Genomic DNA, 23,485 nt, shown 5'->3' with positions numbered 1-23,485 from the left:
CCCTACGCTTTCCCTTGAGCAGTACCGATCATCGCCTGACGAGGTGACGTCCATGCGCACAACCGTTTGGCTGGTCCTGTGGCTGGTCTTCAGCACTTGCGCACAGGGCGCCGGGGACGACTATCCGAAGTACTGGAATGCGCGCGGCCTGCCCGAGCCGAAGATCCAGTTCCTGGGTGTAGGCGGTTGGCTCATCCACTGGCGGGGCGAAGGCGTGATGCTCGCGCCCTCGTTCAGCAACCCTTCGGGGCTGTCCAAGGGGCTCCCTCCCCTGCGGGTCGAAGCCGACAAGGCGCGCATCGATCACTACATGCAGCGACTTGCGACGCAGGATGTCACCCTGCTGCTGGTCGGCCACGGGCACTACGATCACCTGCTGGATGTGCCATGGATCATGCGCAAGTACGCGCCCAAGGCGATCGTCTATGGCTCGGACACCGTCGTGCACATGCTCCATGCCATGAAGGACCCCACGCGAGTGGAGGATGCGCACTGGACCTGGGTGGACCCGGACCGGGTGAAGAGCGCCAGGGGCTACATGGCAACCGTTCCAGGGTGTGATGGCCGACAAGCGCCCGCCTTGCCCGGCTACTGGATCACCTCGCAAGGCGGGCATATCAGGGCCATGCCGATCCAGAGCATGCATGCGCCGCATGTGCTGGGTTACACCGTAGGTCACGGGGACTACAACCAGGACCTGAGTGAGGTCCCCACTACCGTGTCCGGCTGGAAACAGGGCCAGTCGATGGCCTGGTTGATCGACTTGCTGGACGAAAAAGGCTCGCCCAAGTACCGAGTCCACTTCCAGGACAGCGCCGCCTCCGCACCCTGCGGCATCCTGCCCATCTGGCCAGATGAAAAGGCCGTCGATGTCGAGCTCCTCAGTGTGGGGTCTTGGCGCAAGGCCGCGGATTACCCTGATCGACTATTGAATGCATACACGCCGCGGCTGGTGCTGCTGGGCCACTGGGAAAATTTCTTCGGATACAACCTTGATCATGCTCCACCTCTGAGCACAAGGGCTGTCAAGGAGATGCAGCAGCATGTGGAGAATCTGGCTGCGAAGCAGACACCTACGGCGCAGGTGTACCTGCCCAAGCCTTTCGCCGAAGTCGCTCTGCCACCTGCGCAGACCGATCGATGACCCGGTGTCATTCAATGTGCATGCGCTACAACATACAGACAAACTATTGATAAAAAATCGGTCAGAAATGACATCTTTATGAACGAGGATATTATTCAATAAGGCCATATCCAATCGGGTGTGGCTCTTATGATCCAGCTGCAAGCACTGCTTGATACCTTTAGCGAACAACATGGCTTCCCGCTTCTGCAACTCGATGAAGAGGGGAGCTGCCAACTGCTTATAGACGAAAAACTCCCTCTATCATTGCTAGCTCATCCTTTCCGGTGCGACTCGGTAGAACCAGCCCTGATGCTGCGAGCCACTATTGGCTTGTTGGCGGCTGCGGGCACTTTGCGTCAACAGTCTCTCGAGCGGCTCAGTCACGCGAACTACAGTGCAGGCGCTGAAACTGGCCATACCCTAGCGCTTGCCCCTGATGGCCGCCAACTGGTGCTGTTTGGGCTGCGCCGCCTGGCCTCCCTCACCCCGCGGGATCTGGCCGAATGGTTGACACTGCTGACCCGACAGGCGCTCGAGTGGCAGGCTCACTTTGCCCTTATGCCAAAACAGTTGCCCCCGATTAATCCACATCCGTCACAGCACGTTTCCATTCGCATCTAGGAGGCCCCATGGCAACCAGTCGCATCACTGGCGCGCCGATGCCCGACCTTGCCCGCTTCGCTGCCTATGCAGCCCCGGACGATACTCGGCTGCTCAGCAAACAAGGGGAAGTGGACCCTGTCCCGCTGTTTCACCGGGGCTATAAATATGAGTTGCTCAACCAGCATCTGCTGCGCAACACAACGAGCCGTTTCAAGCAGGAGAACATCAAGGCCCATCTTGATCTCAAGGAAGCGCTGAAAAATGCCGCCCCGCAGAATATAGCCCTGCAAGCTTTTTCGCTGCTGAGCCCGGCAGCTTACCGAGGCGAGCCTCTCACTCGAGAAAACATAGGGGAGGTCATCGTTCTGTTGACGCAGCTCAAGGTTGACCCCGCCACTTATAGCCAACTCAAGCAGCTGTTTGACCAGATTAGCCGTGATCCAAGACTGCAGGTCTGTTTGGAGCAACAGTATCCGGGCAAGATGGATGGTTTGGGCAAAACTCTACTGCATAAAGTCAAAAGGCTCGCGGGTACCACTGGCATCGATCTTGCCATCAACATGTTGCTGCCGGGTATTGGCACATTTATCAATGCGGGACGAGCGGGTTATCAAGTAGCCCAACACTGTGACTACGAAAGCCACCACCATCAGGTTGCCCAAGCCAGCCGCCTACCCGGTCGTGCCAGTCAGCTTGCCCATGCATGCCAACAGGTCTTGAGTCAGGACCATGCCAGCATCGCTGTCGAGGAGGCAACCAAGATGACGCTGGGTGCCGGGCTGGCAGGGCTGAGCGACTTCGGGGTTCCTCAAGTAACCACTGGCGTGGCGACCATCGTCGCCGAGGCGCTGCCCGTCGTAGCCAGCAAGGCACTCACGTCAGGACTGCCAGCCGTCACCAAAATGAGCGCCTCCTACCTTATCAATCAGCAGGCTAGCGATCTACTGCAGGAGAACCCGCTTCCTTACGTGCTGCCGCGCCTTGAAATGAGTAATGACAAGGGGGAGTTCAGTTTCAGCATGCTTAAGCCCGCGTCAGTGCGCGCCCTGCTTACCTATCTCGGGCCCAGGGCTGATGAGAGCCTGCTCGGCAGCGATGCACCGACAGCTCTCAGGGAGATGGAGCAAGCCAGATTGGCCCTCAAGGCCCAGCTCGGTTCACCGGCCGATGAACAGTTGCTGCCGGGCCAGCATGAGGAGAACGCCCCCACAGCGGAACTCAAGCTGAGCCATAAGGTGTTCAAAAAGCTGCTGGCCAAGGATTACAACTGGCTACTGCCTGCCGTGCGCAGCCTCGACAAGGGCGCGGTGGAAGACCTCAACAGCAAGCTGGCCTACAAAGTGCCCCTCGAGGTTGACAATCGCACCGTCTATCTGGAGAAGAGTCCTAACCTCAGTCAGCCTCAGCTGGACGCCTTAAAGGTGTGCGGTGCCCCCAGCCAGCTCAAACTAATCTATCTGGCCGAAGGCTGGTTATAACCCTCCTGTTTATCCGATGGTTGCAACTGGAAGACCTGCTAGGTGGCAAGACACAGCGGCCACCGGTCACGTGAAGGAATCTTCATGTTCGGCGCCTGCGCCCTGGGCACGGGGCGCAGGCGCAATCCAGCGCATCGGCGCAACGGCGCCTGCCTTGAGCCGACCGTTCACCTTGCGTAGCATCCCCCGCCCCTGCGCCACGCCCGAGGATCCCGCTGATCCTCGCTGTGGCGCCATCATTACCTGTGCCTTTGGCGATCCAACCGAGCCCCATGCCGCAACCCATCCCCCTCAAGGACCATGAGAAGGAAAAGAGCCTGGTCAACCGCCGGCTGCTGGCCTGCGCCGTCCTGGTGATAAGCCTGGTGGTGGTACTGGTGGGCCGGCTGTACGTGCTCCAGGTGCTGCAACACGACCAGCAGTCGGCGGTGTCGGAAAACAACCGCGTGCACGTGCTGCCCATCCCGCCCGAGCGCGGCTTGATCTACGACCGCAATGGCGTGGTGCTGGCGACCAACAAACCCAGCTTCGACCTGACCATGACCCGCGAACGTGCCGGCGACTCGGCCAAGGTGCTGGACACCCTCACGCAGATCCTTGGCCTGGGCGAGGACGACCGCCACCAGTTCGACAAGGACCTGCGCCGTGGCCGCAAGCCGTTCGAGCCGGTAACCCTGATGGTCGGCCTGAGCGAAGAACAGATCGCCCTGATCGCCGTCAACCAGTTCCGCCTGCCCGGCCTGGACGTGGCGCCGCAGTTCATCCGCGAGTACCCCCTGGCCGAGCACTTCGCCCATTCGGTGGGCTATGTCGGGCGGATCAACGAGAAGGAAGCCAAGACCCTCGACAGCACCGCGTACCGCGGCACCCAGTCGATCGGCAAGACCGGCGTCGAGCGCTTCTACGAGAACGAACTGCACGGCCAGGTAGGCTATGAAGAAGTCGAGACCAATGCCCAGGGCCGGGTGATGCGCGTGCTGCGCCACCACGACCCGGTGCCGGGCAAGGATATCGTGCTGAGCCTCGACGCCCACCTGCAGCAGGCCGCCGAAAAAGCCCTGGGTGACCGCCGTGGCGCGGTGGTGGTGCTGGACCCGGCCAACGGCGACGTGCTGGCCATGGTCAGCAACCCCAGCTTCGACCCCAACCTGTTCGTCAAGGGCATCAGCTACAAGCAGTACTCGGCCCTGCGCGACTCCATCGACCGGCCGCTGTTCAACCGCGTGCTGCGCGGCCTGTACGCCCCCGGTTCGACGGTCAAGCCGGAGGTGGCCATCGCCGGCCTGGACAGCGGCGTGATCACCCCGGGCAATCGGGTGTTCGACCCCGGCTACTACGAGCTGCCCAACTACGAGCACAAGTACCGCAACTGGAACCGCACGGGTGATGGCTGGGTGGACATGTACACCGCGATCATGCGGTCCAACGACACCTACTTCTACGACCTGGCGCACAAGCTGGGCATCGACCGCCTGCACGACTACATGGTCGAGTTCGGCCTGGGCCAGAAGGTCTCGCTGGACATGTTCGAGGAAGCGCCCGGGCTGATGCCCTCGCAAGCCTGGAAGCGCGCCACCCGGCGCCAGGCGTGGTTCCCGGGCGAGACGCTGATCCTCGGGATCGGCCAGGGCTACATGCAGGTCACCCCACTGCAACTGGCCCAGGCCACCAGCCTGCTGGCGAGCAAGGGCGCGTGGCATCGCCCGCACCTGGCGATGAGCGTCGGTGGCCAGGCGCCCATCGACCCCAACCCGATGCCGGACATCGTGCTGCATGACCGGCGCGCCTGGGACCAGGTCAGCCAAGGCATGCAGATGGTCATGCACGACCCGCGCGGCATCGCCCGCGCCGCCGCCGCCGGCGCCCAGTACCGCATCGCCGGCAAGAGCGGCACGGCGCAGGTGGTGGCGATCAAGCAAGGGGAACGCTACAACCGCGACAAGACCCTCGAGCGCCACCGCGACAACGCCCTGTTCGTCGGTTTCGCGCCGGCCGATCACCCGGCGATGGTGGTGGCGGTGATGATCGAGAACGGCGAGGCTGGCGGCCGGGTGGCGGGGCCGGTGGTGCGCGAGGTGATGGATGCGTACCTGCTTGATGACCAGGGCCACCTGAAAGCCCGCTACGCGGGTACGGCGGCAAAAGAAACCGCGCCGCACGGTTGATACCGTGCAGCGCGAAACTGTAGGAGCCAGCCTTGCTGGCGAAAGGAACGACACGATGTCGGCCAGCAAGGCTACGCCTTGCGTTCGCCAGCAACGCTGGCTCCTACAGGGTATGTGTTGTACCTCTCGCGCCGCCCTTGCCGACGAACAGGAACAAGCCTGCTAGTATCGGACCGTCTTCAACTCTTGATGGGCCGCCCATGTCGCCTTTGCGGACCTGCAAACCCAAACCCGCCGCGTGCGCAGCCATTTCCCCCTGTATCCGGCTTGCCACGCCAAATGACCGAGCCGCCTTGCGCGAGCTGTTCCTGCACAGTCGCCAGGTAACTTTTACCTGGCAGCAAAGCGAGCAATTCCAGTTGATGGACTTCGATGCGCAGACCGAAGGCGAGCAGATTCTGCTGGCCGAAATCGACGGTCTTTGTGTCGGTTTCATCTCGGTGTGGGTGCCGGACCACTTCATCCATCACCTGTACATCGCCGCCAGCCACGCTCGCCAGGGCATCGGCCGCGCCCTGCTGGCCGCCCTGCCCGGCTGGCCCGGCACCTGCTACAGGCTCAAGTGCCTGGTGCGCAATGAGGGTGCGCTGGCGTTCTATGACGCTTGTGGTTTCACCGAGGTGGATGCGGGGACCGGCGAAGAGGGCGACTACCTGTTGCTGCAGTCGCCCCGTTGAGCGAAAACCATAGTCTGAATCGACCGTAAGTGGACAGCATTACCCTGAGCACCTTCAGGCCAATTTACGAACCGCGCCGTCCAATACTTTGTATTTCATTTTATTCGCCATTAATACACCCCCACCCTTCGTTGGGGCAGCCTGGGTCTTGACGGGCTTGTACTGTTCAACATCCCCCAACTCCAGCACCGTCTCAATCGACACCCTACCCTCCGAATTTTTTTCTATCAGCGTGGAAGATGTCGCGAACCAGCCTGCTTTATAGGCAAATAGCCTACCATCGCCCGCAGATCCATCGGTTTCAATTTTATGCTTATCGGTGTACGCCAAGCTACTATTGTCAAATTGATCAAGCAGGCCTACGAGACTGTTATTCTCAAAGACGGACGGCGCATAGACACTGTCCGAAGTGACACTTCTATTATAAAGCTCCACCACTTTCTCGACCCCATCCCTGCTTGTATCCCACCCCCCCATAGCCTCCCCACCACTGTGCATTGCCATGAAGGTCGAGCCTCGCACTCCGGCAATAAATATGCAGCCACTCAGCGGACCACTTGTAACAACGACCTGTTGCCCTGGTTCTATATCATCAAGCTCTATGTTGACCCCGGCAGCGCCCTGTTTTCCATTCGTAACCCAAATAACGTCCACATCCTCCGGCAATGGCGCTTTGTCCCAACCCACCCCCAAATAACCGACCGTTCCATTGAAAGAAGTCACCTGATCTCCCGTCGAGGTCTTCAAGACATTACTGATCTGACTCACGTTCAATTCTGATTTCGGGATCGGACCGAATGACTGCTCGCTATCAACACGGGAAAAACTGAAGTTAATAGATACACCACTTGTGCTCACCAGATTGATGGGGCCCTTACCTTGTAAATTCTTTACCGTGGCATAACTTGACTCTCCAGAACAACACGCTCGCCCCAGCCCGTCAATATCTCGATAAACAGCAGGGTTATTAGCCACCATCCGAAAAAGGTTCAGCCCATCACCAATTCCTATCGGATCCACGCTCAGCCAGCGCCCCACCCAGGGCTGGTAGTAGCGGTAACCGTAGTAATACAGCCCTGTGGCATCCCGCTCCTTGCCCGAGTAACGCAGCACCTTGTAACTACCCTCTGCCTCGCCGCGCAAACTGAACACCGCCGTGCCACCAAACGGGAAGTACTCTTCCTGGCTGATGACCTCGCCTTGGCCATCGAGCTCCAGCGTGCCGCTGCCGAGCAGGTCGTCATAACTGAAGCGCAGCTGGTCGTTGTCGATTTCTGGCGGCTTACCCGTCACCCAGTGCAAGACGCGCACCTGTGCCCGCCCCGCCTGCCCCACGCAAACTACCTGCAAGTCCTCCGCCACGCTTCCCGCCGTTGCGGTGTGGCGCAGCTCCAGCCCTGGCAGGTATACCACCCGCTGCGTTCGCTCACCGCCTGAGGTCTTCTGTGCGCTGACCTTGAGCAAGCGTTGGCTGTCCCCCGCGTAACGGTAGCCCTCGTGATCGTCCGGTTCGCCTTCGCGGCTCACCGGCTTCACCTGCAGCAGTTCCGCACGCGGGGTCCAGATCAGGTGCTGGCCCGGGGACAGCTGCTTCTGCTGGCCGCCCGCCGTGAACAATTCCTCCACGTCCGCCGCGCCGCTCGCCAATTCGCTCGTCACCGCCCGGTTGCTGCGGTCGCTGACGGTGATGTCCGTCGTGTGACTGTTGCCGCTGGCATCGGCCTGATGCTCGATCCGCGTCAGGTTGCCGGCCGTGTCGTAGGTGTAGAGCCGGGTGTAGTTGGTGTAGGTCGCGTAGTCGAATGCCTGAAATGGCAGCCGGGCCGAGCCCGGCTTGCCGCCGCCGGCCATCTCGCGCCCCTTGGCGCTGACCAGTTGGTACAGGCTGTCGTAGTCATAGGTGTTGCGCGGCTCGATCTTCTGGTTTCGCCAGTATGTGATCGCCAGTGCCTCGTCCACCCGGCCCAGCACATTGCCCACCGGGTCGTAGGTGTACTGCAGGTCCTGCAGCACCTTGGCTCCCGGTCCCTCGGTCCTGATACCAACCAGGCGCTGCGTACGGGGCTCGCGGGTATAGCGGGTCACCACACCGTTTCCATGCACCTCCCTCACCTTTTCCCCCATGGCGGCATACTCCAATGACACGACGATCGCCTGTTCCGCCGCACCCTTCACCTCGAGCCAACTGCCGCGCAACTGCCCCGCCACGTCATAGGCCACACGCTGCCCATGGCCGGCGGCATCAGTGCTGGTCAGCCGCGTGCCGGTGGCGTCCAGGGTGCCCACGGTGAGGTGACCTTCGCCCTCCGGCACCAACTGCGTCTCCCACACCGAGGCGTCCTCGCCTTGCCAGTCGCTCATCACCGCGACATCGTCGGCCACCTTGAGTAGCCGTCGCATGCTGGCCAATGCCGGGCCGGTCAGGGCCAGGCTGTCGGTGCGCAACAGCCCTGCCGTGTCGTAGTGGTGGCTGCACCGACCGGCCAGGTTGCGCTGCCTGGCCGTCAGGTCGGCGCCGGCATAGGCGAAGCGCTCGGCCTGGCGGACAGGCTCACCGCTGGCCTGTTCCGTGATGGCCAGCAGGCGCCCGGGCGAGGCCGGAGGCTCATGGCGCCAGGTACGGGTGACCGCTTGGCTGTGGTCGTCGCCGGCCGGGCCCGGGGCGATCTGGCTGACAGCCAGTAACGGGCGGCCTGCGATGTCGTTCAGGTCGAGCGAGATGCCGGGGTCGACGCCTTGGGTGCGGACCGCAGTGCCGGCCAGATCAGCCAGCCAGGTGAAGTTCACAAGATCTGCAGCGAACAGACGGGGATCCTGGCTTCGCTGCAGGAAACCGCGCGGGTCGTAGTGGTGGCGGGTGATGCGTGTGTCCGTGACAGCCGGGGTGGCGGGATGCCGGTGAAAGGCAATCTCGCGGACCGTTTGGCTGCGATTGTCGAACACCGTCACCGTGGGCGTGTGCTCGTGGAGCGCCATTGCCAAGGCCTGCATGGGCAGCCTCCCTGATGCGTTTGGGAGGACGGTAGACGACTTGGGGAGCGCGCGAAACTGGTAGAAATGCCAGGGCCGCTGTACGGCCCGTCGCCGGCAAGCCGGCTCCTACGGTGCGATCTATATGGCCAGTGTGGCGAAGCCGATCGCCCCACTGGGCATCAGTGCGCCATGCCCAGTTCCGCATCATCCATCAACGCCTTGGCCAGGGCACTGAGGTAGTGCGCGGCCCAGACCATCCGTGGGTCTTCGTCCATCACCCCGACCAGGGTCAGGTGGCGCACGTAGTCCATCAGTTCGGACGCCTGCTCGCGGGCATGCTGGCAGGGAATGCCGGGCTCGATGCAGAACAACGGCTGGGCGTTCTTGCCCTCGCCCTGGTAGAAGCGGGTCTTGCCGGGGGTAACGGGGGTATTGCCATTATCCGTGGTCATGGTCGATCTCCCTCAGTGCAGCGTGGGTGGCTCACTCGGCGCTTGGACCGAGTGCTGCACCTGGGCCAGGGCGGACTCCAGCAATGTGCGCACCGCCTCCATTTCGTGGGTAGCAGCCAGCATCAGGATCGCGCCGGGCGACCTGGGTTTCAGCTGCACGGCCTGGTTGGCGACCGTGAGGACGCAGAAGGCGTACTCGAGGGCGCGCACGAGGGTGTCTTCGAGGAAGTGGGCGTGGTCTTGGGGGGAAGGTGGATCGGGGACAATCCTCAGCATGCTCGTACTCCAACAATGGTTGTGGGTTGAGCCGTCAGCTGAGCTGCTGTCAAACAGTCGGGTGGCAGCTGTACGCGGGTTGACAGACCGAGATCGTTGGCACTCGGCGCACACAAGGTGCCCGCACGTACAGCCGCCATTGAGCGTATGCACACGTGGACAACAATCGACGGTCTGTCAAAACCGGCCGCTGAATTGGCAGCGGCTGGCCGAGACTAGAGACCGGGTTGGCCTGGGGCAAGGGCTGGAGGGCGGCAATAGCATGCTTCGGAAATGGACTACACGGAATAGGGAAATTCCGACTCATTGGCGCGATATCGGCGTTCAGAGCCAGGAAACAACGAAAGGCTTGTTACAGATATCGCGTGATGGCTAGCTGGTGCAAGTCGCAAGCCTTGCTGCGCGCTCAAGATCGAGCGCCGCCCGCGCGGCGCTTCGCCGGCAAAGCCGGCTCCTACCGTTTGTTTCGGGCCAGTTTTGTCTGGGAAGGTACCGGGGACCGCCTTGTTGGCACGACGCAGTTTCAGCATGGGCGCTGCCGCCGCTGCGCATGACGGGAGACATGCGCCAAGGCGAGCACCGCCTCTGGCACAGGCATAACTGGCCCGAAACAGATGTAGGAGCTGGCTTTGCCGGCGAAGCGCCGCGCGGGCGGCGCTCGATCTCATAGGCGCGGCCCCCCTTCCGTCGAACCTCCCGAAAAACAACTTATGGTCCTGTAGGCAGACAAGGCACCCTCACAGCTTCCAATCCAGGCTGACCATCACCGTCCGCGGCTCGCCCATGTAGACGCCGTTGTAGAACCCGACATTGTTGAAATAGTGCTGGTCGAACAGGTTCTTCACGTTCACCGACGCCGACAGGTGCTCGTCGAACTGATAGCGCCCCATCAGCCCGACCAGGGCATAGGCGTCCTGGGTCATGCGGTCCGGGGTGGTGACGATGTTGCCGTTGCTGTCACGCCCGATCGGCCGCCTGCCGTTGCCGTAGATGTCGCTCTGCCAATCGAGCGTGCCGCCCACCGTCAACTGCGGCAACAACTGGTAGGTGCTGGAGAACCGCACCAGGTTCATCGGCTGCTCGGTGTTCTTGCGAGTTTTGTCGCCGTTGACCGCATGGCTGTAGCTGTAGCCCAGGCTCATCTGCCAGCCCGGCATCACCTCCCCCGCCAGCTCTGCCTCGAAACCCTCCACCACCACGCCCTTGCCGCCGGACTTGTAGTACTGCTGGCCGTTGGGCCCGAGCGGCACCGAGTCGTCGATCTCCGGCACGTTGTCCTGCTTGCTGCGGTAGACGGCCGTGCTGAGGTTGGCGCGGTCGTCGAACAGGCTGCCCTTCAAACCGATTTCATAGACCTTGCCGACGATGGGTTCGAGGAACTTGTCGCTGACGTCCTTGCGCGTCTGCGGGTTGAAGATGTCGGTGTAGCTGGCGTACACGGTGTACTGCTCGGTGAGGTCGTAGAGCACGCCGGCATAGGGGGTCCACTGGTCGTTCTGGGTCTGCTGGCTGACGCTGGAACGGGTCAGCGCGAGGTTGGCATCGTAGGTCCAACTCTTGCTCTCGCTCTCCCAACTGCCGTAGCGGCTGCCCAGCACCACGTGCAAGCGGTCGGTGGGGTTCAGGCGGGTGGCGATATAGCCGGCCTTCTGCCGGGTGTACGAGCGCGACGAATCCAGGCCGCTGTCTCGGTCGCTGAACTTGGCAATGCCGCCCATGTACTTCCAGTCCGGGATCTTCGCGTAGTCCTTGGGGTCGACGCGGCCGACGAACGCCGGCGCCGTGCTGCGCAGCTCCGATACGCCATAACCGACCATGAAATCGTGGCTTCGCCCCAGCAACTGATAGGGCCCGGCCAGGTTCAGGTCGAGGGCGTCCATCTTCTCCACCCCGGCGAAATGCGAGCTCCAGGCGCTCATGCCGCTGCGGTCGGCGGCGGGGAAACCGTTGCCACCGTAATACACCTTGCCGTCGGTGTCGCTTTGGCGGTGGGTATAAGCGGCTTTGAGCAGCCAGTCATCACCCAGGTGCTGGTCGAGGGTGGCGAACACGGTCTGGTCCTTCAAGGGCCAGGACGACCAGGGCGCGGCCAGGTTGGTCGAACGCGCCATGTGTGCCTTGCCGCCGTCGGCATTCCAGTAAGGCACGGTGCCCCAGGAGGCGCCCTGCACATGCTTGTTCTGGTAGTCGTAGCCCACGGCGAACACCGTGCTGTCGGTGAGGTCGGCTTCAAGAATGCCGTAGGCCACCTCGCGCTGGCTGGCGTACTTGTCCATGTAGGACTTGCTGTCGCGGTAGGCCAGCACCGTACGCCCACGCAGGCGCCCTTCCCAGCCCAATGGTCCGCCAACATCGACGTAACCGCGGTAATTGTCATAGCTGCCGGCACTCAGGCCCGTGCGCACATCCAGCTGGGCGGTCGGGCGCTTGCGCACCATGGCGATGGTCCCGGACGGGTCCCCTGCCCCGGTGGTCAGGCCGGTGGCGCCGCGCACCACTTCGATGCGGTCGTAGATGATGGTATCGGAGTCGGACTTGAGCCCGGAGAAGGTGTTGAGCATCCCGTCGATCTGGAAATTGTTGATCGCGTAGCCACGGGAGAAATAGATCGGCCGCTCGGAATCGTTGCGCTGCACGGTAACGCCAGTGACGTGGGCCATGGCCTCGGACAGCGAGTCGAGCCGGAAGTCGTCGAGCTGCTGGCGGGTCAGCACCGAGACCGATTGCGGGGTGTCCTTGATCGACAGGTTCAGGCGCGTGGCCGCGCTCATGCTGCCGGTGGTGTAGGAACCGGTGTGCTCGGTGGTGCTGCCCAGGCCCTGGGCGAGGATTTCGGTGGAGCCGAGTTCCAGCACACCGTCGTTGGAGCTGGGGTAGGTTTGTTCGGCCTGGGCGAATGGGCCGATGACGGTGGCGCACAGACCCAGGGTGAGGGTCATGGAACGGCTGATGGGCGCGAACATCGCTGCCTGTCTCCTTGTTCGATTCGAGGGGTGTCCTTGGCTGCCGGTGAGAGGCAGCCATAGGAGAACGATTCGCGTATGCGAATCATTATCGAATCATGACAAGAAGGAAGGCATGCTGTGGTCTTACGGGCGCTTTCGCCAGCAAGGCTGGCTCCTACGAGGGGATGCGCCTGTCCCGTAGGAGCCAGCCTTGCTGGCGAACACCGGCAACGCAGTTGTCAGGGCATCACAGGCGGCACGTACTGCAAGGTGGTACCCAGCGCCCACAACAACACCAGCACCAGCGGCACATGCACCAGCAGTTGCACGAACGAGAAACCAATCAGGTCGCGTGCCTTCAATCCCAGCACCCCCAGCAGCGGCAGCATGTAGAACGGGTTGATCAGGTTCGGCAACGCCTCGGCGGCGTTGTAGATCTGCACCGCCCAGCCCAGGTGGTACTGCAGGTCGTTGGCCACCAGCATCACGTACGGTGCCTCGATGATCCACTTGCCGCCCCCGGACGGGATGAAGAAGCCCAGCACCGCCGAATACACCCCCATCAGCAACGCATAGGTGTCGTGGGTGGCGATCTGGGTGAAGAACAGCGAGATGTGATGGGCCAGGGTCTGCTCATCGACGCCTTTGACCTGGGTAAGGATGGCGGCGATCGAGCCATACAGCGGGAACTGGATCAGCACCCCGGTGGTGGTTGGTACGGCGCGGGCCACGGCGTCGAGGAAGCTGCGCGGGCGCCAGTGCAGCAAGGCCCCAAGCATGATGAACAGCAGGTTGTAGGTGTTCAGCCCGGAGATCGCGGTGATCGCAGGCTTGGTGGCGAACTCCTGGTACAGCCAGCCGGCGGCCAGGGCCACCAGCAGCAGGATCAGGATCGGGCTGTATTCCAGCCACTCGCCCGGGCGGGTGCGCTGTGGCGAGGGTGGCGCGCTGAAGCTGGGGTCGACACCACAGTCCTGGGCGCTGCGGGCGCTGTTCGGGCCCGGGGCGGTGGCGTAGGCGACGATCAGCGAGACGATCACCAGCGCCGCCAGCATCACCCCGGATTGCCAGAGGAAGATGGTCTCGGTGAAGGGGATCACCCCGGTGATGGCGAGGATCGACGGCGGCAGGCTGGCGGGGTTGGCCTGCAACTGCGCGGCCGACGACGACAGGCCCAGCGCCCATACCGCGCCCAGGCCGAGATAGGCGGCGGCACCGGCGGCGCGGTAGTCCATCTTCAGGTCGGTGCGACGGGCCAGGGCGCGCACCAGCAGGCCGCCGAACACCAGCGACAGGCCCCAGTTGAGCAACGAGGCGAGCATCGAGATCAGCGCTACCCAGCACACCGCCGAGCGGCCATTGCTCGGTAGTCGCGCCAGGCGGTCGATCAGCCGCGCGGCGGGTGGCGAGCTGGCCACCACATAGCCGCCGATGACCACGAAGGCCATCTGCATGGTGAAGGGGATGAGGCTCCAGAAGCCATCGCCAAAGGCCTTGGCGGTGTCGGTGGGCTTGCCGCCCATGGCCAGGGCGCCGAGGCACACCAGCATCACGGCGAGGGCGGCGAATACCCAGGAGTCGGGGAACCAGCGTTCGGCCCAGTTCGAGCAACGCAGGGCAAAGCGGGCGGAGCGGCTGTCTTGGATTTCAGCGGCCACGGTAATGTCCTTTTCTTGTTGGATTGTCGGATTACCGGGCGAGTCTATAGGGGGGGCGCGGTTGGGGGCCGAGGAGCTACGACTAAAGTATTAGGCAGGCACGAGAGCTGTATGCCGGCCAGGTGTTTGGCGATAGGTCTGCGCTGCGCTCAAGATCGAGCGCCGCCCGCGCGGCGCATCGCGGATGAATCCGCTCCTACATCTGTTTCGGGCCAGTCATGCCTGTGGGGCCATGGGTGCCCGCCTTGGCGTATGCCTTGATATTGTGTCGGGCCAACGAATACCTCCCAGGATTGGCCCGAAACACATGTAGGAGCGGATTCATCCGCGATGCGCCGCGAGAGCGGCGCTCGATTTCATGGACGCTACAACGGCTACTTAGGCCCGATATCGGTGTAGAGCGTGGTGACACTGCCCGCCACGATAAGCTTCACCGGCCCCCCCGTCGCATCCAGGCGCACCGCGCGGGTGTGTGGATGCGGGTCGGCAAAGTACGCCGCCGGGTTGTAATACAGCCGGTCCGCGGAACCTTGCACCAGCTCGCCGCGGATGGTCACCTTGGGCTTCTTGCCCGCCGGGATCCCCGACCAGTCGCTGCCGAACGACAGGGTGAAGGTGAACAGCGTCTGCCAGTTGGCGGGAATATCCTGACCGACCCAGGCGTACTTGAAGTCGTTGTCCAGGGTGTTGTTGTCGGAATGGCTGAGGGTCTTGCCATTGAGCGGCGTGCCCGAGGAAATGGTGTACTTGGTGCCTTTGGGGATGTTCTCGAACACCACCGCCAGGTCCACCAGCGCGCCTTCGTCGCCCTGGTTGTAGCCGGCGGTGCTGACCACCTGCGGCAAGTCGCCACGGACCATCTGCACGTTGCGCTGGGCAATGTTGGCGTTCTTCGAAAGCACGTCCGCCAGGTCGGTGATGTTGGTCACGCCCTTCAGCGGGTTGGGATGGTCCGGGGTGCTGGCCACCGCGATCATGCAGTAGTGGTCGGAGGTGTCTGGCGGCACCCAGGTGAAGCAGTCGAGGGACGCGCCGATGGCCCCGGCCTTGATGGCGAACGGCGGGTTCTTGTCGCCCCCCGAGGTCTTCAGCTGGTTGCCCTCCCACAGGTACGGGTACAGCAGGATGTTGGGGGTGGCCCAGAACAGGTTCCAATACCCGGCCAGCTCGCCGGCGGTGTAGTTCTTGCCACGCACGTAGAGGTAGTTGGGCAAGCCGATGTACAGCTTGTTGTCGTAGCCGTTGTTGTAGTTGGCCGGGTCGGTGAGTACCGAGGGGACGGCCAGCGGTTCCTTGCCGGCGAGAATGATGTCGGGCGAGGAAGATGAAGCGCTGCGCGGCACCGTGCCGTTTTCCGAAAGCGTCGCGCGAACGACAATCCCGCTCCAGGTTTCAGTAGCCATGTTGCATGCTCCTTGCAAGGGTTATTTCGACAGGTTGATCTGCACCTTCTGCAGCAGGGTCTTCTTCACCGGCCCACCCGAGCTGCCATCGATGCTCGACAGGCTCAGGGTGATCGACGACGTGGCCTTGAGCTGCTCGGGCTTGGCCACCCACAGGTTGAGGCTCAGGTCCATCTCGAAGGCTTCCTGCTTCTTGCTCTGCTTGCCCAGCAGGCTGGTGCCGGCGATGTCCTGGCGCGAGACCGCCAGCTTGGGGTTGGTGGCATCCACCGACACTTGCGTGTCCGCCGGGATGTCGGTGTAGCGCACCTCCAGGTCCAGTTCGGCGAAGGTGACGATCTGCGCGTACTGGGCACTGACCACCAGGCTGGCCGGGTCGTTCACCGCCTGGGTGTTCGCGGCGGTGAGCAAGGTGTACGGCGTGCCGTCGGAGGTCTGCTGGCGGGCGATGGCGTAGCCGGTCTGCGCCGAGACGCTCGAGGCGACGTTGACCAGGCCGCCGATGCCGGTCGAGACGATCTGCAGGCCGGAGAAGATTCCGGTCACTGCAAAGCTTGTATCTGCCATGTTCGTAGCTCCTTTACGTGGGTTGTGGGTCAGCTGGTGCGGTAGTGCTCTGCTTCGTACTTGCTGGCCATGTAGTTCAGCAAGTCGACCCGCAGTTCGGCCAGTTCGAGGAATGCGTCACTCCCGTACACCTTGGCCGCCGTGTAGAAGGCGGCCCACCAGGGGATCAGGTCCTTGAGCAGGCCTGGGCCGGCGCTGGGGCTCCCCAGCACCGTGTCTATCGCCGTCCCGATCTCCAGGCGAGTCGGGTCGGTCTTGTTCAGTTGCTTGTCGATCACGCTCACCAGCCAGTGGTTGGACGGCAGGTTGGCCGGTGGCGTGATATTGGGTGCGTTGGTGTCGGCCTTGACCGGCTGGAACGCCGCCGGCACCCGGCTGACATAGGTGGTGCGGTACATCACCCGCCAGGGCTCGCTGGGGTTGTTCATGGCCTCGCGCATGGCGGCGGCCGAGGCACTGGTGGCGTTGTTCAGCCAGTTCTGGTCCACCACCTGCGCCAGCACGCTGAAGTTGTCGGCGGCCGGTGCCAGCAGGAACGACATGTAGCGGTAGGCATCGACCTTGCCCGGCGCGGCGTTGGCGCCGTAGCCGCTGAACTTCAGGTTGCCGCCCTCCTGGGTGAGGATTGGCGCGGGCAGGAAGTTGGTCGGGCTTACGCTGCAGCTCAGGGCAAAGCCGTTGGACAGCGCCTCGACCTTGGTCGCGGTCATGGTCCAGGTGTTGCCCAGCAGGGTGTCGGCCTCGATGTAGTAGCCACCAAACGGCGTGCCGATGTCGGCCTTGAACTCCAGGCCCGCGGCGAAGGTCAGGCTGCTGGTGCCGGTGTAGGTCTCGCTGTAGCTGTTGGCGAAGCTGTGCTCCTCCTTGTGCAGCCCCCCCGCCGCCGTCCATACGTAGTTGTTGTAGAGGCTGCGCAGGTTGCGCTGGTTGGCGAAGTCGTAGAACTGGTTGGACCTGAGCTTGTCGCGCAGGTTGTCCATGGCGGCCACCGTGCGGTACTTCTTGACGTCGAACTGGTCGTAGTAGGCCTTGAGCTGCTGCTCCTGCTTCTCGATCCTGCGCTTGGTGTCGTAGGCCTCGAGCGGCTTGAAATAGCTGCCACGTTCATCGTTGGCTTCGGGGTAGTCCGGGTCGTTGACCAGGCCGACCTTGCCGTCCAGGGTGCCGTTCTTCACATAGCGCGGGTTGATCGGGAAGTCGATGATGTTGGTGTCCACCGGGATCGTGGTGTTCGGCGCCAGCACATAGCCCACGGGGGTCTGGGTGCCCTTGAGCGCCTGCATGTAGAGGTCGGCGGTGGACGACTTGACCAGGGCTATACCGACGTTGTTCTGGATGTAGCGCCGCCCCACCGTCAGGTTGAGCACCGCGTTGGCCGCCTCCCAATTGCCGGAGGGGGTCATCGAGGTGGCCAGGCTCACGCTGCTGGAATGGTTCTGCGACACCTCCAGGCCATCGCCCAGGTTGCCCGACAGCACCATCTTGGCGCCACCGGTGATGGTGGTTTCCAGCACCATGGTCTCGGCCTCGGCGCCCAGGCCCACCGACACATCGCTCTTGCTCTTCTGGTACAGGCCGCCCTTGAGGTTGAACTCGCCGTTGAAGGTCGAGGTCTTGTTGCCGGTGAAGGTCCAGCTCTTGCTTTCGCTCTCCTGGTAGGTGACCGAGCAGGCCGAGGCGTAGTCCGACGCCGGGCCGCCCATGTCGCCGACCCAGTAGGCCAGGGTCTGGTTCTCGCTGGGCAGCGGTGGGCCGCCTTCGATGAAGCCGATGATGGTCGGCTTGCTCTGCACCTGGCCGACGAACAGCGTGTCCAGGTCACCCACTTTGTAGCCCACCTCCAGCGCCGTCACGCCGTCGCTGCTCTGGTAGAAATAGCCGCGCTTCATCACGCTGAAGATCTTGCCGTAGGCGTCCTTCTCGGCACTGGCGTACTCGATCACCGAAGGCTGGCCCTGGATCCGCGCGACGTAGTAGTCCGGCGTGCCGCCGAGGGTGTTGACCACGTACTGCGCCTCGTTCTGGATCGGCGCCGCGGCGCTGCTCCATTGCGGCGGGCTGGCGGCCGGGGTCAGGGTGCCGTTGTTGCCAAAGCCGGTGAAGTCGAACAGCGTCGGGCCGGAGCCGGCCTCGATGCGCCAGTAGGCGGCCAGGTGCTCCTCGCCACCGACCAGCGCCTTGTTCATGCTCTCGCGGATCTGCTGCTCGGTCAGGCGCGTGGAGAACAGCCGCACGTCGTCGATGCGGCCGCTGTACGGCAGCGTCAGCGTCGCCCCCTGGCGGGCGCCGCCGAAGGTGAACTGGCTGTCCTGGTAACCGCCGACATCGGCCACCGTCAGGCGCAGCGGCAGGCTGCCGCGACCGTTGACCACCAGGCTGGCCTGGGCCACGTCCTGCCAGATCGTCCACAGCTGGTTGCTGCTCAGTATCAGGGTGTTGTTGCCGGTGAGGTCCTTGGCATTGGTGCCGGCCATCTCGTCGAAGTCCCAGGCGGCCACCAGGCCATCGGTGGAGGCGGGTGTGAGGCGCAGGGCGTAGGTCTGGGCGATCTGGTCGGTGGCCAGGGTGCGGTTCCACACCCGCACATGGGAGATCAGGCCCTCGTAGTTGAAGGTGAGGTCGTCGTTGACCCCCAGGTAGAAGGACGAGGTCTGCGTGCGCACCGTGGCCGGGCGCGCCAGGTCGTTGCGCATCTGCTCGGCCACCTGGACGCCGTTGAGGTACAGCCCGGCCCGCACGTAGTACTTCTGCGCCACGTACTCCTTGCTGCCGTTGTCGTTGGCCACGGTGCCGGTACTGAAGTTCAGGGCCACGTAGGTGGTCACCCCCGCCGTGATGGCGAACTTCACTTCGTGGGTGAAGTTGACGGGTGGGTCGTCGTACTTGGGCGGGTCCATCTGCAGTTGCACGGTCAGGCACACCTGGCCGAGGGTGTTGATGTACAGCGAGTAGCTGCCGTTCTTCTCCAGCAGGATCTGCTTGCGGTTCAATGCCGACGGCGCGATCCAGGCTTCCAGGGCGAAGGTGCTGGAGGGGTTGAAGGCATCGCCGTCGCTGACCTTGCCGTAGTTGCTGGCCAGCAGCCTCAGCCCATGCCCCTGGCGCGAGGCCAGCGCCACATGGGTCCAGCCCTTGAGGATGCGGTTGGAGGTGAGCACCAGCTCGTTGCGCCCGGCATAGGGCACCTGGAACGCCCCCTGCGCGCTCCAGGCGGGGCTGGCAGGGTTGATCAGCGTGGCGTCGTACTCGACGCCGGTGGCGGCCGAGTTGGTGATCACGATGCCGCTGCCTTCGGCCAGGTTCCAGCGGATGCCCAGCATCGAGTCGGTGTCGGCGAAGCCTTGGCTGAAGCTGTTCTGCATCTGGCTGTCGCTCAGCGCCCGCTGCCAGAACGCCACGCCGTTGACCCGGGCCGGCAGGCTGCCGCCCTGGTTGCTGCCCAGCATCAGCGCGCCGAGGTCACCGCTGAAGCTGTTGCTGGCCGTGGCCTTGACCGGCGCACCGGCGTTGACCGACAGCTTGAGGGTCACCTGGCCCTGCCCGGCCAGCTCCACCACCGCCGTGAGGCAGGTCCAGGCGTTCACGGGTAATGACTGGGCCGTCTGTACTTCGCCCGCGTCCTCGAGGAAGGTGAACACCGCCTTGCCGTATTCGTTCACCGCCAACTGCACGTACTGGTCGCTGCCGCGTACCTGCGAGACCGACAGCAGCGTGCCGCTCAGGCCGCTCTGCGGCAGAAACACGTAGACCTGCAAGGACAATGCCGGGGGCTTGAAGTTGAACGCACGGGTCACATAGGTGCTGTCGCTCATCATCAGCCCCGGCCCTTGCCGTGCGCCGATCATGTATTGCACCGGCAGGTCCGGGTGCTTGCGGTTGCCCAGGACGTTATAGGACAGCGCCCGCGACGATGGGTTGATGCGGCTGTCGCTCAGGGCCAGCCAGGCTTCGACGGTCAGGTCGTCGGTGATCGCCAATTGGTCCGAGGGCGAGAACGCCTTGTCGACATTGAACGCCACGTAGTTGCTCTTGCTCGGCGGGTTCAGGTCGAGGCTGAAGCTTGGTGGCAGCGGCATCCAGCCGCCGTTGACCCCGGGCGTCAGTACCGGGGCGATGCCGCCTGGGTGCACCGAGGTGTTGGTCAGCCGCCCTACTCCGCCGTCGGTGGGCGGTGCGTCGACCAGCGCACCGAACAGCATCGAGCCACGAATGGCATCGTCGCGGCCATTGAACGCCAGCCGCGCACCCTGGATGACCGCCGCGCGGGTCAAGGCCTGGGTGGCCATCCCGGGGGCATCGTAGCTTTGCCCCTGGAACAGCACGCGCAGCAGCCCGGCATAGGCGAACGCGCCACCTTCGGGCGCGGGTGCCGGGGTGTCGACCACGTCGGCGCTCAAGCCGTTGCCCATGGCATAGATCAAGGTCGCCAGGCCGGTCTGGTAGCCGCTGGGGTAGGCATAACCGGCCGCGTCACCATTGAGCACCTTGACGAACCCGGCCTGCTCGCGAGGCACGTCGGGCAGGCTGACGCCGCAGATGAGCACGTTGCACAGCAGCGGCTGCGTGGCGGTACTGACCGTCACCGTGAAATCCTTCTGCTCGTCGCGCACGAACACCAGCACATGGCTGACCTGCTCGTCGGAGCGCGCCAGGCTCAGGGGCAGTCCGTAGGCGCGGCTGCCAGCGGTGGTCACGGCGCTGTAGTCGTAGTGCGGCGCCTTGCCGGCGAACACGTCGAGCAAGGTGCGCGGCGTCGCCGGCACGGCGGGCCAGTGCTGGTTGAGGGTGGCGCTGGCCGGCCAGCGCGGCGGCGCCGCCATCGTGATGTCGACCACCACGAACTCATCGCTGGCCCCGGCAGCGACCACCACCGAGGTCAGCGTGACCGGCAGCTGCGGCACCGAGGTCAGCAGGAAGAAACTGCCGTTGCCGCCCGTGCGGGTGGGCACCAGCACCGCCGGCGCGCTGCCCGCGTAGTCGAAATAGGGCTTGGACTGGTCGAGTACCTGGGGATCGTCCGGGTTGTTGGAGGCGGCGCCGTTCCAGATCTGCGTCAGCTGTGCGATGTCCCGTGGCAGGCCCCGCCAGGTCTCCGTGCCGACGCTTTGCGCGGCCTCCACGTGGATGTCGCAGAGCAGCTCGGACACGCTGGAGGCGGCGACCGTGATCCGCGTGCTGTTCATGTAGGTGCCGACCCGGTGGGCGACGAAATTCACGAAGCCGCTCTGGGTGGCGTCCGGGGCCACCAGCAGCCGCGCGGACACCGGTGCCCAGTGCTCGCAGCTTACGCCACGGTACAGCGCCACCGAAGTCGCGGGCAGCTCCAGCGCCGCCGCCCTGGCTCCGTCGCTGCCCCATTGCGTGGTCCAGTCGACGGTGAAGGTGGCACGCGCCGACTGGGTGGAGAACTGCGCCACGGTCAGCAGGTTGCCGTCGCCGGGGTAGTACAGGTGCAGCAGGCCGTCGGAGCCATCGATCAGGCAGGTGGCCGCGTTCGGGCGGATGAACCCGGCAAGGCCGGCGTAGTAGGTCAGGCCCATGGCATCAATGTAGAACTCACCGCTCATGTCGCTGTTGACCGGCGAGGCCGAGGGTTCCAGGCGCGCGCCCTGCACCGTCACTTTCACACCCGAAGCGGCCTGGTTGAGCGTGGTCGGCGGGTTGTCGGCGTAGTTGACGCTGTTGCAGTCCAGCTGCACTGCGGCGGTGCCCGCCACCGTGATAACAAGGCGTTTCAACGCGCCGATGAAGCCGTTGCTGTCCGCCGCCACCAGCGCCATGGCCGTGCCGCAGGGCTCGGCCGTGGTGCTGCAGGGCGTGAGCGGTACCGGCGCGTCGTTCACCGTCAGGGTGAAGGGGTTGTCGCCCTTGCCCGCGTAGCGAATGTGCAGGTCGCTCCACACGTCGTTGAACAGCACCTGGTGCAAAGTGCGGCAACTGACCCGCGCGCTGCCATTGCCAAAGCCCACTTCGAGCTTGTCGCCATCGACGATCGAGACATAGGGCGCGAGGTTCTTCTCCTCGCCCTGGGGCGCCCCGCCCAGCACCTTCAGCCCGTCGCCCTTGACGCCCGGCGCCAGCATCAGGCCGATCTCGAACGGGCCCTTGATCGCCAGTGGGTTGGCGCCGCTGGCGGGCGGCAGCAGGTTGAGGCTGGACACGCCGTCGAAACGCAGGTCGAACTCGGCCGGGACGATGTTGGAGGTGACGATCACCCCTGAGAGGTTGGCCATGGTGCCGTTCACGCCGATGGCCGAGTCCAGCGTGACGGTGCCGTCGGCGACGGTCAGGGTGATCATCACCCGGGTGGCGCGGCGCACACCGATGCTCGAACCGTCGGGCTGCACCACCTTCTCATGCTTGACGTAGGTCACTGCGCGGGGCGCCGAGGTGATCGGCAGCGCGGTGCTTGTACCGGCCTTGGCCACGCCGAACACGCTGTCCGGCTGGATGCGCAGGTCGCTGTCCACGGGTTTGCCGGCCACGTCGAACAGGCCATTGTCAGTGGCGGGGAAATTGAACAGCTTGACCGAGGTGGCGCTGGCATCCAGGGCCAGGAACTGCCAGGCGAAACTCTCGCTGCCGGCGATCGGCAGCAGCAGTGCGTCGAAATGGCCATCGGTCACGCCGGTGATCATCGACAGCTCGAGGGAAGGTTCCAGGAAAGGCTGGCCGTCGGGGTCGAGGAAGTCCTGTTTGTCGGACTTGTCGGCGGGCACGTCTTCCTTGTGGCTGCGGGCGTAGCGGACTTCCCACGCCGGTGACAGTTCGTAGTCGGTGGTCTTCTGGTCGGTGCCCGACTTGTTTTTCAGCAGGCGAAAACGGTTCACGTACAGGGTGCCGTTCATGGACTGCTGGATGACCGAGATGTACTTCTGGTCGGTCACCACCCGGAACGGCGCCAGCGACGGCACCAAGGTCGAGGCATCGCAGTCCACGGCGATGATGCTCATGCCCACCTGGCGCACCTGTTCGGTGAAGGTCACCGCGGTGAAACCCGACCAGTCGAGGTCATCGTCGTCGCTGTCGACGTCCTGCCCGAGCACGTCGAAGTAGATGGCCTGCTTGCCCGCCACTTCGCGGCCGAACACCACCACCACACCCTGGAAATTGACCGATACGATCTGATTGAACTGCTGCACGCTATCCCCTCCCTGTTGAT

Annotated in this window: 13 protein-coding genes; 5 read left to right on the top strand and 8 right to left on the bottom strand. The window is 63.8% G+C overall.

Translation table 11 applies throughout. From position 1 onward, the window contains the following. Positions 1–52 precede the first annotated feature (52 nt). The 5 genes from P5705_RS21085 (at position 53) to P5705_RS21065 (ending at position 6,049) form a co-directional block, all read left to right on the top strand. Positions 53–1,144: a hypothetical protein gene (locus tag P5705_RS21085; RefSeq protein ID WP_277462844.1), complete on the top strand. Its 1,092-nt coding sequence runs from the start codon at positions 53–55 to the stop codon at positions 1,142–1,144. Between the two features lie 129 nt (positions 1,145–1,273). Continuing rightward, positions 1,274–1,747 (top strand): CesT family type III secretion system chaperone, encoded by a 474-nt coding sequence (locus tag P5705_RS21080; protein ID WP_277462843.1) that lies wholly within the window; start codon positions 1,274–1,276, stop codon positions 1,745–1,747. A gap of 8 nt (positions 1,748–1,755) precedes the next feature. Continuing rightward, a complete protein-coding gene (locus P5705_RS21075) occupies positions 1,756–3,207 on the top strand; it encodes a hypothetical protein (protein WP_277462842.1) in 1,452 nt (483 codons plus the stop codon). 272 nt (positions 3,208–3,479) lie between these two features. Next, the gene (mrdA, locus tag P5705_RS21070; RefSeq protein WP_277462841.1) at positions 3,480–5,372 is read left to right on the top strand and encodes a penicillin-binding protein 2; all 1,893 of its coding nucleotides are present in this window, start codon (positions 3,480–3,482) and stop codon (positions 5,370–5,372) included. 293 nt (positions 5,373–5,665) lie between these two features. Continuing rightward, positions 5,666–6,049: a GNAT family N-acetyltransferase gene (locus P5705_RS21065; RefSeq protein ID WP_277462840.1), complete on the top strand. Its 384-nt coding sequence runs from the start codon at positions 5,666–5,668 to the stop codon at positions 6,047–6,049. Between the two features lie 54 nt (positions 6,050–6,103). Here P5705_RS21065 and P5705_RS21060 read toward each other — a convergent pair whose 3' ends face one another. The 8 genes from P5705_RS21060 to P5705_RS21025 all read right to left on the bottom strand — a co-directional run bounded on the left by P5705_RS21060 (position 6,104) and on the right by P5705_RS21025 (position 23,465). Then, positions 6,104–9,040 carry an RHS repeat-associated core domain-containing protein gene (locus P5705_RS21060; RefSeq protein WP_277462839.1) on the bottom strand — a complete coding sequence of 979 codons (2,937 nt, stop codon included), beginning with the start codon at positions 9,038–9,040 and terminating at the stop codon, positions 6,104–6,106. A 161-nt stretch (positions 9,041–9,201) separates the two neighbouring features. After that, the gene (locus P5705_RS21055; RefSeq protein WP_011533689.1) at positions 9,202–9,474 is read right to left on the bottom strand and encodes a DUF3077 domain-containing protein; all 273 of its coding nucleotides are present in this window, start codon (positions 9,472–9,474) and stop codon (positions 9,202–9,204) included. 12 nt (positions 9,475–9,486) lie between these two features. Beyond that, positions 9,487–9,750, bottom strand: coding sequence for a hypothetical protein (locus P5705_RS21050; RefSeq protein WP_277462838.1), 264 nt, complete (start codon positions 9,748–9,750; stop codon positions 9,487–9,489). Between the two features lie 737 nt (positions 9,751–10,487). After that, complete coding sequence (locus P5705_RS21045) at positions 10,488–12,713, bottom strand: TonB-dependent siderophore receptor (RefSeq protein ID WP_277462837.1); 2,226 nt, start codon at positions 12,711–12,713, stop codon at positions 10,488–10,490. A 221-nt stretch (positions 12,714–12,934) separates the two neighbouring features. Continuing rightward, positions 12,935–14,353, bottom strand: coding sequence for a short-chain fatty acid transporter (locus P5705_RS21040; protein ID WP_213660881.1), 1,419 nt, complete (start codon positions 14,351–14,353; stop codon positions 12,935–12,937). A 374-nt stretch (positions 14,354–14,727) separates the two neighbouring features. Next, positions 14,728–15,756: a hypothetical protein gene (locus tag P5705_RS21035; RefSeq protein ID WP_277462836.1), complete on the bottom strand. Its 1,029-nt coding sequence runs from the start codon at positions 15,754–15,756 to the stop codon at positions 14,728–14,730. Between the two features lie 21 nt (positions 15,757–15,777). Further along, positions 15,778–16,323, bottom strand: a complete 546-nt coding sequence (locus tag P5705_RS21030; RefSeq protein WP_277462835.1) for a hypothetical protein — start codon at positions 16,321–16,323, stop codon at positions 15,778–15,780. Positions 16,324–16,352: 29 nt separating this feature from the next. Next, positions 16,353–23,465, bottom strand: coding sequence for a LamG-like jellyroll fold domain-containing protein (locus P5705_RS21025; RefSeq protein ID WP_277462834.1), 7,113 nt, complete (start codon positions 23,463–23,465; stop codon positions 16,353–16,355). Positions 23,466–23,485 lie beyond the last annotated feature (20 nt).

Source organism: Pseudomonas entomophila (assembly GCF_029478665.1).
GTDB lineage: Bacteria > Pseudomonadota > Gammaproteobacteria > Pseudomonadales > Pseudomonadaceae > Aquipseudomonas > Aquipseudomonas entomophila_F.
Note: the sequence above shows the minus strand (reverse complement) of the source record. Positions and strands in the feature narration are given on the sequence as shown.